Genomic DNA, 14,891 nt, shown 5'->3' with positions numbered 1-14,891 from the left:
TACGAGCGAAGCCTAAATAGACAGGCGGTTAAATGCAGCCGCCTGCCCTTATGGTTAAGTGATGTTTTTTATGACCTCTGAATAGGTTGAATCCCAAAAAAAGGTAAATGGAAAATGCATCTTTACTCGAAAAGTAATTCAATATCCTCCTGACTAATCTGAGCGGTTTCAAAGTCCGAAGGAGTGAAATGAACATTCTGCTGACGAACGGTAAAATCAATGATCCGAATAATTGCTTGGACATACATATGCATAAATTCAGTTATACTTTCCTCTTCAAACATTTCTGTGCTGTACATCATATCGATCACCAATTGGTCGTTAACAATCAGGCTATTGACCTCGATGGCGGCTGTTAGATGATTGGCGTTGTCTACATTTTGACGGTCTGAAGTATCCCTATATACATAGTCTGAACTTTGACTTTCGTGATCGAATTGTCCCAGATAATTGAAGCGTATAGGACGAATGTCTGTATGCTTTTCAATAGCCCCTAGCATATATTTTAAGATGCCATAACCTATACCCTGATGGGGGACACGTCTTCGCAGGTCCTTGACATGTGCAAGGATACTGCCTATTTCTGTGCCCGGCATTTGAATACGTAAGGGATATAACGCAGTAAACCAGCCAACCGTTCTGGATACATCTATGTGATCTAGACTCCTTCCGTGATGCTCAACCTCATAAGTGAAATCGTCCAATCCGGTCCATTCCTTTACACTTAACGCCAAGGCAGCCAGCAGTAAATCTACAGGTTCGGTATGGTAAGCCTGAGACATCTCATGGAGCAGTTTGTGCGTTTGGACAGGAGACAGATGTTCTTCAACCACAGCGCATGAAGCATAGTTTACGGTAGCGGTTGGTAGGCTTGTGATAGATGCTGGAAAATAGCGGACTCCACCCTCCATTTCGCGCCAAAACTCTAGCTCTTTCCGTAGATCCGCAGTCGTGGAATAGTGATGGAGTTCTTGAGCAAAGGCTTGAACTGAGGCTGTTTTTCTTGGGAAATTTACCTCCTCATCTTCTTTTATAGCATGGTATGCATTCAATAAATCCTCCAATATAATTCTCCAGGAAACTCCGTCTACAACCAGATGATGGGCAGTGATGAACAGTTCCCGAGTTTCCTGTCCGTGATCGAATAGAGCTGCGCGGATAGGAAGACGGTGGGACAGATCGAAACCGGATTGCAGGTTATGCACCAGGTTATTGAATTCATGTTGCCGGGCCTCGGCTGAAATATGCATCATATCGTAACAATCCAGCTTGAACGAGACGGTGGCCAGTTCTGGATTATAAAATAACTTGCCATCAGGCTCCATGCTCATCCTTAAAGCATCGTGATGCTCGATCACCTTCTGAAAGGCCTTTTCCAAAGCGGAACGATCCATTTCGTTTTTCAGCAGAAGCATGATCGATTGATTATAGTGATGAGGATTGTGAAATGTCTGCGCCATAAACCAACTGGAGATAGGAGTGGGCAGAATTTCTCCGCTGGCTGGAGCTGAATCGTATAGCTGACGCTTTGGACGTGTATAATGAGCAAGCTCCGCGATATTGGGATGCGCTAAAATATCCTGTACGCCTATCTCCAGATCATAGTTATTTAATTTGGATGTCATTTGGATCGCCTTAATAGAGTCTCCGCCCAGTGCGAAGAAATTATCATGGATACCTATGTTAGCCATCTGGAATAGCTCTCCCCAAACCTGTACGAGAATATTTTCAACCTCATTATGAGCTTCCTCATATATGCTCGTTAATCCAGAGGACAAGTCTGGTACAGGAAGTTTACGCTTGTCGACCTTACCATTTGACGTAAGTGGTACGGTCTCGAGCCGGATTATATGGCTAGGCACCATGTAATGGGGAAGACAAGCATGTAAATAATTTTTGAGAAGCTCGGGAGAGACAGCAGCATCTGATACATAGTAGGCATACAACATAGGCTGGCTATTGTCTTCGTCCGATTCCACTACATTCACAACAACGTGCTGAATACCTTGATATGAGGATAGCGCGCCTTCAATTTCCCCCAGTTCGATACGAAAGCCTTTGATTTTGACTTGGTGATCTTTCCGGCCAAGGTATTCAATCAGGCCATTTTCCAGCCGTATTCCCAAGTCTCCGGTTTTATACATTCGTTCTCCTGGAACAAAAGGATTATCGAGAAATCTTTCTTTTGTGAGTTCAGGTCTATTCAAATATCCTCTCGCCACTCCGGGACCGGAAATGTAAATTTCTCCTTTTACCTGCATAGGAACAGGCTTTAAGTACGCATCCAGCACATATATAGCCACGTTATCAGAAGGTACGCCGATAGGAACGGATCTTCGGATATCTCGGTTCGAATCATAAATATGGATCATGCAGCCTACAACGGTTTCTGTCGGTCCGTACTCATTGTACAGAGTAACATTGCCACCAAATATGTCATGAACGTTCCGGGCAAGACTGACTTTGAAATCTTCTCCACCTACAATGAATTTGCGGACGTTCGATGTACGAATATTCGACTCTTGAAGAAGGGACAAATGGGCGGGAGTAAGCTTCACAATGGTTGTACGCTGGTCTTTCAGAATGCGAAACAATACAAATTCGCTGTAATCGTCATCCCTGTAGAGGCTCATGGCATGACCGCTGATTAATGGGGTGAATATGGAAGTGACGGTCAAGTCAAAGGCTATTGACGAATAACAGGCAAAGACCTCACGTGCGGCGGTAAAGTAGGTTTTATTCGCCCAATATATGTAATTCACAAGTCCCTTGTGGTGGACTGCGACTCCTTTAGGTTTGCCTGTAGAACCAGAGGTATAAATGACATAAGCGAGCTGGTCCGATCCGATTTTCGGCTCCAGATTGGAGTCATCACCATCGTACAGGGATGCATCATCCATACGATAGACTTCTCTGGAAAAAGAGATATCATCATCCAATGGTGCGTCGGTGAGCAGCAAGGCAGCCCCGGAATCCTCCAGCATAAAGCTAACACGGTCAGCTGGATAGTGTGGATCTATCGGCAGGTAGGCCCCGCCTGATTTCAATACAGCTAAGATCGAAATGATAAGTTCAAACGAATGCCCCGCCATGATTCCGACGATACTCTCTTGGCCAATCCCCCTACTTTTTAAAAACCTCGCCAGTTGGTTAGCTCGTTCGTTTAACTCACGATAGGTTAACGTTTGCTCTTCAAAGTAACAGGCAATTTCATTAGCTTTTTCAACGACCTGCTGTTCAAATAACTGAGTAATGGTTAGGGACGAAGGATAGGGGGAGTGAGTTTGATTCAGCTCATAGATTAGCTCATTGTGTTCCTGCGTAGACAGCATTTCAATTTCCGCAATCGGAGTGTATGGCTGCTCGATCATCTCGCGAATCATATGCATGAGATGCTCAAACATTTTGGCAATCTGCAGCTCGCTGAAAGTCTTCACTCTATAGTCAAAATCCAGCGTAATTTTTCCGCTCCCCTCCCAATCACGTATAACTAGCTGCAGGGCATAAGGCTGATAACCACTGAATACCTCCTGAACTTCATAGGGGCATCCATCAAATTGGGGACTAAATTTCATATTGTAATAATTAACACACATATCAAACAGACCGTTATATCCTTTTTGGGCAAGCTCCAAACCACCAGCCAGAAGATCATACGGATATTTTTGATGAAAGTAAAAATTCATTAGCTCTGTTCCCACCTGCTTCATCCAGGAGTAGGCATCTAAAGCTTCATCCACTTGGATACGAAACGGCATTGTGCTGGTGAACATGCCAAACGTATTTTTTTGTTTTTTTCCTGATCTGTTCAGGACAGGTGTCCCGATGACTACATCGGTTTCTTGAGTCGTTCGGTAGATGTAAAGCAGAAGGGCGGATACGAATAACACATTTACAGAAAGCTTGGAGCTTTGGATAAAATTCTGGATGATGCGAGAGGTTTCGCTATCGATGGCAAAGGATGAGCGAACGGCCGAAATATCTTTACTTTTGTTGATGGGTATCATATCAGGTAAGGTTTGAAACTTTTCATTCCAGAACATTTTATTTTTGATAAAACGTTCAGATGCTAGATAGGCTTGTTCTTGATCAATGATAGGTATGTAGGAATATTCTTCATCAGCAGGGAGAGGACGGTGGTTGACTAGTAGAGTATAATACTGCGAAATTCGTTCCGACACGATATGTAAAGCCCAACCGTCTGCAATAATATGATGAAATTTACCCAAATAACCAACATCATCAGGTCCCAGCCGAAAGATAACAAAAGAATATAGTTTGGAGTTCAACAGAGGCATCGCTTGTCCGCTCACGACCTTCAGCCATTGTTCAAAATGCTGTAAAGGATCAGTCTCATGACTAAAATCAAGATATTCGATATTCTCCTTTTCATAGGGCTTAACGTATTGTACGGGTTCTCCATCTTGCTCTTCGATCCGGATACGGAGGCCTTCAGTTTTGGAAATGAAGAGCTGAATCGCATTCTCCAGTGCATCAAGCTCGAGTTCCTTTTGAATGCGTACTAGTCCGGTCAGATTATGCATGGCCGTCGTGCCATGTATTTTTTCGTTATACCAAATTCTTTTTTGAGCATGCGTTAATGCATAGAACATACATTAGCCTCCTTATACATGCAGATTTTGAAAAACGTAGAGTCTACATAAAAATGATGCTATCCGACCAAATAAAAACAATCAAGCAGAAAAAATGTATTTTTATGAGGAAAATAAAACGGATTTTCGACAATTGTATACCAATTTAAACATACGAGTTCCCTTTAAAAGGTTTTTGTAGGTTTACTAGGGAATTTCGAAAAAGTGTGAATTAACTCACTACATCCGAACGGGATGAAATGTTAAGGTGTTAATACAAATTCAATTAAATTGATAATTATTAGTTTATTACGTATTTCTGGCAATTGACTCTCCGAATTAAGATCAATACCTGGTAATCTCCCGATTTTTCGTCACATAAACCCATTCCTGTTTAATATATATTCATTATAAATTGCTTAAATATCCATAAAATAAATATAAAATTACGCATATTTATACGCCATATTGAATGCTTCGTTTTGAATACTATTTATCCTAGTGTTTTTATATAATTACTAGATAATTAGTCTTACATATATTGGTCAAGCATGCTTTGATTACATATTACAAAGAAAGCTGGAGCGATTATGGAATGTAAAAAGATGATCATGAGAAAAATGGCAGCGGTTATTCTGATTTTCGCTTTAGTGGCAGCATGTATTCTGCCCAATCACGCGGAAGCCGCAGCAGGTTTGGATCAAGCCACGACTCAACGTCTAGAAGCATTTATTCATGAGAAAATGCAGGAAGGTCATATCCCCGGAATGACAGTAGTGGTGGTTCGGGGAAAAGAAACGGCTTACCTCAAAAGTTTTGGGTATGCAAATGTGGACAAGCAAGCTCCTGTTACACCTGAGACAAGCTTTGAAATTGCCTCTTGTTCTAAAGGATTCACAGCACTTGCTGTACTGCAGCTACAGCAGCAGGGTTTGTTGAAGCTGGATGATCCTGTTTCGAAGTATTTTCCATGGTTCCAAGCCAAGTACAAACACCAAAATGTCGAGATTACACTGCGACAGTTGCTACACCACTCCAGCGGCATTCCATGGTATACGATTACCGACATTCCGATCTCCAACCGCGTCGATTCACTCGAACAGGTTGTGAGGAATGTGAATGGCTTAGAATTACATAACCGTCCTGGCGAACGCTTTGAATATGCCACCATTAACTATGCCATCGTGGGGGCTGTCATTCAAAAGGTCACGGGGCAGCCTTACGAAGATTATATGAAGGCCCATATTTTTCAGCCATTGGGTCTGCATAAGACCACTCTTTACCCCACAGAAGCCGCACCCACACTGGCAACAGGCTACAAGAACGGCTTTTTTCAAGCACGTGAATATCAATCCCCTGTCTTTAGGGGAAATCGTCCTGCTGGTTATATCATGATGGACGGTAATGACCTGGCTACCTGGCTCAAATATCAACTGGGCAGCCTGAAATCTCCCATGACTCCATTAATTATGGAAACGCATGCGCCTGACCGCACTGTGGCTCCCAGCAAGTTTGATATGTCGTCTTATGCTATGGGCTGGGCTGATTATCAAAGCGGAAATGGAGAGGTGTCGAAGGCTGGATTAAATCCGAATTTTTCTGCATATATGGTTTTTCGCCCTCAAGATCAGCTCGCTGTAGGGATTATGGCGAATAACGGTACCACTTTAACGTATATTACGGGTCACGGTCTGATGGATATTTTACGAGATCGTCAACCTGTGTCTCCGTATGAGCCGGATCAGAAAACAGATAATGCATGGTCCGTCATTACGATTATGCTGGCATGTTATGTGCTGGCTGTAGGAGTTCTGCTGATTACAGTTGTACGGGACATCATCCGCAAACAACGTGTTTATAAGTCTTTGAATCCAAAAAAGCTGCTTACATGGCTGGTGTTTTTACTTTGCAGTACACCGTTTTTGTATGGAGTTTATCTGGTTCCTACTGCGATGCAGGGGGTTTCCTGGACAACCGCGATTGTCTGGTCTCCGTTTAGCTTTCCGTTTGCGATTGGGGCCTTGGGCCTAGGATTGCTCTTGAGCTTTGTCTACTTGGTGCTGGGTACGCTTTTCCCTAACGCAGATGAAACTAGACGTTCGCTTCCTTTGTTGGTGATGATGAGCTTGCTGAGCGGTGCGGCGAATGCCTTTGTCATTTTTATCGTCAATTTCTCGATTGGCAGCGAGATTCCGCTCAAATACCTGCTGTATTATTTCGGGCTGGCGCTGGCAGTATATATTTTCGGCCGCAAGCTGATTGAAACCAAATTAGTGAAGATCACCTATAACATGATTTATCGAAAACGGATGGAACTCATTCAACGAGTGCTGCACAGCTCTTATGACAAATTAGAACGCATGGACAATGGCAAAATTTTAGCCACTTTAAATAATGATACGGAGATGGTCGGCTTCTCGGCTAATGTGGCGGTCGGGTTCGCAACCAGCTTGCTGACTGTCATCTGCTGCTTTGTTTATCTCGGTACGATTTCGTTTTGGGGAACAATTCTCTCGCTGGTCGTGATTGCGGTGATTGCCGCATTTTATAGCCTTGTCAGCGGTACGGCTAACCGTTATTGGGAAGAGGCGAGGGATACCCAAAACGTATATTTGGGGTTTATCGATCACATGCTCAAAGGCTTTAAAGAGCTTAGTATGCATGGTCGCAAAAAGGCGGAGTTCGGGAGCGATATTCAGGATAGCTGTGAACAGTATCGGCAAAAACGCTCGGTGTCCCGTATTAAATTTACCAATGCGCTGGTGCTGGGCGAAACGCTGCTGATTTTAATTTTAGGTGTAGTAACCTTTGTGTTCCCGACGATTTTCCCGAACATAAAGGATTACACATTAATTCAATTTGTTGTCGTGTTTCTTTATTTGATTGGACCGATCAACGGCTTGTTGCAGGCTGTGCCGGAGTTGTTCCAGATTCGGACTTCCTGGCGAAGAATTAAAACCTTTATTGCGGAAATGCCAACTAATGACAGTGGAGAATTGCATGATACTGCGAGTGTGGTGGATGAAGAGGTTGCTGTGGAACGCATTGGTTTTCACAATCTTAGCTTTGAGTACAGCAACGTGACTGGAGAGTCCAGCTTTGTGGTCGGACCTATTACGCTGGAGGCCGCTAAAGGACAGATCATTTTTATTACAGGCGGCAACGGCAGTGGTAAAACAACGCTTGCCAAGCTAATGACCGCTCTTTACCCGCCACAAACGGGATACATCACGATCAATAGAGAAGTCATTGACCCACGTACCTCGGGCGAGTATTTCTCCACCGTGTTCTCTGATTTCCATTTGTTTGAGCGTTTGTACGACATTGATTATAAGGAAAAGCAATCTGACATTGAGCGTTATCTGAAAAGGCTGGGATTGGAGGATAAAGTAACGGTTAAGGATGGATATTTCAGCACGCTCAAGCTTTCTGGCGGCCAGCGGAAGCGGCTTGCGCTATTGATCTGTTATCTGGAGGATCGACCTGTATATTTGTTTGACGAATGGGCTGCGGATCAAGATCCAGAGTTCCGAAAGTTCTTTTACCATACACTTCTGCCTGAAATGAAGGCGGCAGGCAAAATTGTTTTCGCCATCACGCATGATGACCATTATTTTCATACCGCAGACCGCCTGTTGAAGATGGAAATGGGACAGATGAAGGAACTGGAAGTACTGAGTGCTGAAGTCAGTGGCTCATAACCAATCCATTCAAATTTATAAAAAAGTGTGGGCTTAAACATGCAAAACTACATTGTTGTCAAAGGCGCTAGACAGCATAACCTGAAAAATATCTCTATGCGGATTCCGCGGGATCAATTGGTTGTTTTCACGGGAGTAAGCGGCTCAGGGAAATCGTCACTAGTGTTCAATACACTATATGCAGAAGGACGGCGACGCTTAATGGAGTCGCTGTCCGCATATGAGCGAATGGGCTTGCGAAAAACGGAAGAAGCGGATGTGGACTTGATCGAAGGACTGTCTCCGGCAATTGCGATGGAGCAAAAGACGTTGTCGCGGAATCCAAGGTCTACGGTGGGAACATTGACCGAGCTTTCTTCTTATGTGCGGCTATTGTTTTCACGAACAAGTCAGGCCGTTTGTCCCTATTGCCAGGAAGCATTGCCTGTTCAAAGCAGAAAGAAAATCACAGAGCAGGTGCTCCAATATCCATCTGATACATCTATTGATGTATATGCGCCAATTCTTTCCATGCCACATGGCGGGCCTGTAGCGTTGCTGAAGGAAATACGAAAAAAGGGCTATACCCAGTTAAATTGGAACCGAAAATTGCTGGATGTACAGCAAGCAGAAGTTTTGTTCTCCAGTATGTCTCCACAGGTAGTACACCTAGGAAAAGAGTACAACCGGCTGGAGGTACTGGTTGGTCGAGTGACGATTTCAAATTCCGTGGAGCAAGTCAAAGATATTCAAGTTCTGGTAGACAAGGCGCTGGATGTGGGAGACGGATGGATGCAAATTCGACCTATGGTCGATAAACGATCTGCATGTACTCCAAACTCCGGGTGTTGCCGTTGCGGAATGATGGTCAGTGAAATCTCGGCAGGAGCTTTTTCATCCAATAGTCCTCTGGGTGCTTGTCCGACATGTACAGGACTTGGCACACATTATGAAGTGAATCTCGAACGTGTGATTCCTGATCGATCCAAAAGTGTGGCCGAAGGAGCGATTCACCTGCTTGGCTGGCAATGCGAGAAAGAGAAATTTCATAAAAATCGAAAAATTCTAGAAGGACTGGCGAGCCGGTATCATTTTGATCTGAATACGGCGGTAAAGGATCTGTCGAATGAGGCGTTATACGCTGTGCTATACGGTACTCAAGGGGAAAAGATTGCCATTGAGAATCCTGCTACAGGTGGCAAGCCAATGCATGAAAAATTTGCAGGCATTGTAAATCTCATTTATGAGCGCTTCAACGCTAATGCCAAGGACGATATGAGCGCTATGAAGGCGGAAGATAAGGAAGTCATGAGAGAACAAGTGTGTCCGAGCTGCGGAGGAGCCCGTTTGAAGGCAGAACGTCTTCTGTATCGTGTAGGGGATCAAACGATCCGTGATTTTTCGAATATGCCGTTAGTTGAGCTGCATGCATACTGCGATGAACTACTGCGAACGGCCCCCCGATTTTTCCAGAGTCTTGCGGCTGTCGCACAGCCTATTTTACAGGAAATGAAGACTCGTCTGGCGTTGCTGCTCGACATGGGACTGGACTATTTAAGTCTGAACCGTCCGGTGACGATGCTCTCGGGTGGTGAATCGCAGCGCGTACGCTTAACGACTCAACTAAGCTCAGGACTGATGGGGATGATCTACATTTTGGATGAACCCAGTGTCGGATTGCACCCGAAGGATACCGGCAAAATGATAGCCATGCTTCACAGGCTACGGGATTTGGGAAACACCATCTTGGTCGTCGAACATGATGAAGAGATTATGGCCCAAGCGGATTATCTTGTGGATATTGGACCTGGTGCAGGAGCGCTTGGTGGTGAAATTGTTGCACAGGGTACAGTGGAACAAGTCATGAGCAATCCTAATTCTTTGACGGGACAATATTTGGCCGGCCGGCGAGGTATTCCATTGCCCTCAAGGCGGAGAAAGGCTCGTGACGGGAAGTATCTGGAGGTGCTGGGAGCGAGGGAAAATAATCTGCAGAACCTGAACATACGCATACCGCTTGGTTGCTTGGTTTGTGTCACAGGGGTATCCGGATCAGGAAAAACCACGCTGGTTCATAACGTTATATATGAAAAATTGCGTGCTCATCTGGATGGTAAGCCTGCATATCTGAAGCACGATGTAGAGATGAAAGGAGAAGCGTCGATTGATCAGGTGATTTGTATCGATCAGAAGCCAATTGGACGAACATCGCGATCCACTCCGGCTACCTATGTGGGGGTGTTTGACGCTATCCGTAAGTTGTTTGCCAGGACTGAAAGAGCCAGACAGCTGCAACGGAAGGATGCACATTTTAGCTTCAATTCACCAGGTGGACGCTGTGAAGTTTGTTCAGGACTCGGGGTGATCGTCACTGAAATGCAGTTTATGTCTGACGTTGAAATGATGTGCGAGACGTGCCGGGGCAGACGCTACAGCGAAGATATACTGGCCATTACATATCAAGAGAAGAATATTGCGGATGTATTGGAGATGAGTATTGAAGAAGCTGCAGTTTTCTTTGCTGACCAGCCTGTTATTTACAGCAAGCTAAAGCTTATGAACCAACTGGGTCTTGGTTATATGAAGCTGGGTCAGTCTGCAACGACATTATCTGGCGGGGAAGCCCAGCGTATTAAGCTGGTGGAGGAGCTAGGTCAGTTAAAAAAGGGGAGCAGCCAGTTATACATTCTGGATGAACCGACCACAGGCTTGCATCCTGACGACATCCAGCGTCTGCTAACCATCCTTCAACAGCTCGTAGATGAGGGTAATACCGTCCTCATCATTGAACATAATCTGCATTTGATCAAAACGGCAGATTATGTGTTAGATCTTGGTCCCGAGGGAGGGACCAGAGGTGGACAGCTGGTGGTGGCTGGAACCCCTGAGCAGGTTGCAGCCTGTGTGCATTCCCATACCGGCTCATTTTTACGTAATGTCGGAATGGATTTCAACGAGGACGAGGTGAGAGCATGAGTAACAGATTGGACCATTTACGAATTCTTCCGACAGGCCCCTTAAATTATTATTTGCAAAAGCGATACAACGATCTGCCATGGGTGCACAAGTTTGGCTTGGATCATATCAAGGTGAAAGGTGATTTTCTGCTCATTCATGCGTGGAAGCCTGGGTATGTGAAGCTAACACGGGAGCAGGCGAGTCACTTCAAAGCAGCCATTGAAAAAGGAGAGAATCCAGAGGACAAGCTTCCTAAGTTGCCGGAAGCCTGGTTAGTGGACGGGGAAGATGAGCCTGATGTAGAAGGACTCTTGGCTAAGGTTATCGTGCCCGAGTTGTTTGAACTTCTCTCCCCGGAAAATCTTAAAGAGGACGTAACCAGTCCGCAATCCATCCGGTTAAGAGCTATTTTGGAGCAGGTCGCTGAGCATGTACCTGTTTTTCCAGCCATTCAGAATCCCTATGAGCTGCGTCATTTTCTGGAGGTCGTGAAGCGCCAAAAGCCTAAAACAGTCGTTGAGATCGGGACAGCCAGCGGCGGCGTATTTTATTGCTTGAGCCAACTGGCCGATCCAGAAGCCCTGCTCGTCAGTATTGATTATCCGGGTGGACCGTATGGAGGTGGTCAGGATGACAATGAGGTGAAGCTTTACTCCAGTTTCGGCAGCGCGGAACAGCAGTTTTCTTTTATTCGCGATCGTTCATTTCACTGCTCGACCAAACAGGATTTAAAAAAGGTTCTGGGAAATCGCCAGATTGACCTTCTATTTATTGATGGAGATCATTCCTACGGTGGTGTGAGTTCGGATTTCCGCATGTATCAAGAGCTGGTGGCACCGGGCGGCATGATTGCTTTTCATGATATCAGCATGCGACCTGAGACGTGGGGAAGAGGTTACGATGTTGGCGTTTTTTGGGACGAAGTGAAACAAAGTTATCCGTCCTTTCAGGAATTTGTAGACCCAACAGGCTGTCGAGAACCGTTTATCCGTCACCCGCAAGAGGGACTATTCGCATATGGGATTGGCACTATCATTCAAATGTAAGGGGGAACAACCATGAGCCACCGTCCATTGAACAAAACACGTGTGGAGGATGTTATTGGTTTGACTCCCATGCAGGAAGGGATGCTCTACCACTATTTGCGGGACAAGGACACAGGAGCTTATTTTGAACAATACAGCTACACGCTACGTGGCCAGCTTGATCTGTCTGTCTGCTGTGAGGCGTGGAAATGGACGGTTCAACAGCATGAAGTGCTGAGAAGCGTATTCCGCTGGGAAAAGATCCAGAACCCGGTTCAGATTATCCTAAAAGGACGCGTACTATCTTTCGCTTTCCATGACCTCACAGAAATGGAGGAGATGGAGCAAGAGACGATAATACAGGAACTGCGCGCAGCGGACCGTGCTGTAGGATTTGACCTGTCCGAGGGTCCACTACTGCGGATTACAGTGTTTAGGCTGACGCACGACCGTCATATCATGATGGTCAGCAACCATCATATTGTGATGGATGGCTGGAGTAATGGCATTGTGCTGGGTGAGTTTATCCACGCATATCATACGCTGCGTGCAGGCCGAGAACCGGAACAGATAAGCAAGCCGTGTTTCCGAGAGTACGTGAAATGGCTTGGAAAGCAGGATAAGAGCGGAAGCAAGGCATTTTGGCAAGCTTATCTGGCTGGATATGAAGCTCAGCCCCTGTACCTGCTTGATACCACTTCTGCCCCAAAAATAAGCGATACGGCTTGCGAATCGTATATATTGCCGCCAGATCTGGTGAATGAGCTGGAAACTGTCGCGAAGGAAGAATCGGTAACGATAGGTACCCTTTTTACAGCGGCTTGGGGCGTTCTGCTACAAAGGGTTAGCGGTCGGCAAGACGTGCTTTTCGGCACAACAGTATCTGGCCGCTCCAGCAGCTTGCCTGGAATTGAACGAATGGTAGGTCTTCTGATGAACACGGTTCCTATGCGGTTGCAGTCTGGGAATAGCGATACGCTGCAACAAGCGCTGCTCGATGTTCAGCAAGCGAGTATAGCGAGGCAGCCTTACGAAACAACACCGCTTGTGGATATACAAACTTACGGAAATTTCAGAAGCACAGAGCCTCTATTTGATACATTGCTCGTGATTGAAAATTATCCGCTGGAGATCAATCGACAAAGTGAATTGACCTTGGAATCCTTTGCCGGGCATAGCGTAACGGATTATTCACTTCTAGTGAGTATTCATCAAATGGAGCAAACAGCCATCCAAATGTTGTATCAGCCTTCAACATATGAAACATCGACAATAGAACTCTTATGTGAACGTTATGTCGCTTTGCTCAGGCTGATGGTTACAGAAAGAGATTGTGCTATTCAGGATATTCACTCCTTGACGGAGATGGAAAAGGGACTGCAAGAGGTCTGGGCGATTGAATTTGATTATAGCCCGGATACTTTGAAAAGGGGTGTATGAAGATGAGAAAGCCGAAGGACTGGGAACAAATGGATTCCTACCAATGGATGACTACGAAGGAAACTGCCCACTATTACCGTCTCATTGCTAATTTAATGAAGGAAATTCACGCCAAAATTCCGGATGAACAGTATCATTTGGACAAAGTAGCGACAGAAACGGATATTCGTGAGGAAAACTTTCAAGGGAAAAACTACCAACGCGCAGTCATGTATTTAATGTCGAACGGATGCGAGTGGGCTCTGAAAAATGGAAACGGCTGCACCATGTGCGGTCATTTAGCCAAGCAAACGCGCAAAGACGGCCCTCTATCCGCCCATTATTATTTGGAGCAATTTCGGAAGGAGTTCAATCGGATTGATTTTACCAAATATCCTTTACTCAATCTGTATAATAACGGCTCCATTCTCAACGACAATGAAGTTCCAGCTGAAGCATTGTGGGAGATCATACGCATGGTTGGGGAAAAGCCCGAAATCAAAATGCTGGTTATTGAAACCAGACCCGAGTTTGTAACGAAGGAAAATATGGCGGAAATTAAGCGCCTTTTACCGGATAAGCATGTGGAAGTCGCCATGGGACTCGAAATGATTGATGATTTTTTGCGGTATGTATGCATAAACAAGGGCTTTTCATTAAAACAATTTGACAAGGCCGCCCGCTTGGTGACTCAGGAGCTAAATTTACGCAGCTATGTGTTGCTGAAGCCGCCTTTTATTACGGAACAAGAGGCTATCGAGCATGCCGTACAAACGATTGAACATGCTTTTGAGATCGGTACGACGACTGTTTCACTGGAAAGCTGTACCGTACAGGATTATACACTGGTGCAGTATTTAAGTGATCAAGAGGCCTATAAACCGGCATGGCTCTGGAGCATCGTTGAGGTGGTAAAACGGACGGCGCATTTGGGGAAGATCATCGTCGGATTGTTCCAATTTTATCCTTCTCCTGTCGGGGTGCCTTACAATTGCCCACAATGCAGTGATCGAGTGATGGAGGCGTTGAAGGAGTATAATCACACTCTTGATCCAAGCGTTCTGGAGCATCTGGATTGCAGCTGCAAGGCGGAATGGGAGAAAGAATTGAAGCACGTGCATCCTCCTTTTGAGGAGAGACTGAGTATTTTGAATAGTGAATTAATCAAGTAGTCCACCAATTAAAGATCATGTGGATTCGTCAGCTCATGAAGGCCG

Annotated in this window: 6 protein-coding genes; 5 read left to right on the top strand and 1 reads right to left on the bottom strand. The window is 45.3% G+C overall.

Annotated features, from left to right (window positions below):
- Positions 1-122: 122 nt before the first annotated feature.
- On the bottom strand, positions 123-4,613 hold the full coding sequence (locus tag HFD99_RS07435) for a non-ribosomal peptide synthetase (protein WP_123796860.1): 4,491 nt from the start codon (positions 4,611-4,613) through the stop codon (positions 123-125).
- Positions 4,614-5,197: 584 nt separating this feature from the next.
- Between HFD99_RS07435 and HFD99_RS07430 the strand changes: the two genes are divergently transcribed.
- From HFD99_RS07430 to HFD99_RS07410, 5 genes are read left to right on the top strand one after another with little or no spacing between them, the layout of a single operon-like run.
- Entirely contained in the window at positions 5,198-8,293 is a 3,096-nt protein-coding gene (locus HFD99_RS07430; protein ID WP_225164853.1) for a cyclic peptide export ABC transporter, read from the top strand.
- A 39-nt stretch (positions 8,294-8,332) separates the two neighbouring features.
- Positions 8,333-11,248: an excinuclease ABC subunit UvrA gene (uvrA, locus tag HFD99_RS07425; RefSeq protein WP_123796862.1), complete on the top strand. Its 2,916-nt coding sequence runs from the start codon at positions 8,333-8,335 to the stop codon at positions 11,246-11,248.
- The gene (locus HFD99_RS07420; RefSeq protein WP_044786469.1) at positions 11,245-12,276 is read left to right on the top strand and encodes a class I SAM-dependent methyltransferase; all 1,032 of its coding nucleotides are present in this window, start codon (positions 11,245-11,247) and stop codon (positions 12,274-12,276) included. The genes uvrA and HFD99_RS07420 overlap by 4 nt, the downstream gene beginning before the upstream one ends.
- A gap of 12 nt (positions 12,277-12,288) precedes the next feature.
- Positions 12,289-13,695, top strand: coding sequence for a condensation domain-containing protein (locus HFD99_RS07415; RefSeq protein ID WP_123796863.1), 1,407 nt, complete (start codon positions 12,289-12,291; stop codon positions 13,693-13,695).
- Between the two features lie 2 nt (positions 13,696-13,697).
- Positions 13,698-14,846, top strand: a complete 1,149-nt coding sequence (locus HFD99_RS07410) for an archaeosine biosynthesis radical SAM protein RaSEA (protein ID WP_016821281.1) — start codon at positions 13,698-13,700, stop codon at positions 14,844-14,846.
- Positions 14,847-14,891 lie beyond the last annotated feature (45 nt).

It is taken from the genome of Paenibacillus sp. EKM301P (genome assembly GCF_011800295.1).
Classification (GTDB): Bacteria; Bacillota; Bacilli; order Paenibacillales; family Paenibacillaceae; genus Paenibacillus; species Paenibacillus polymyxa.
The sequence above is the reverse complement of the archived record's forward strand: the minus strand, read 5'-3'. Positions and strand labels throughout refer to the sequence as shown.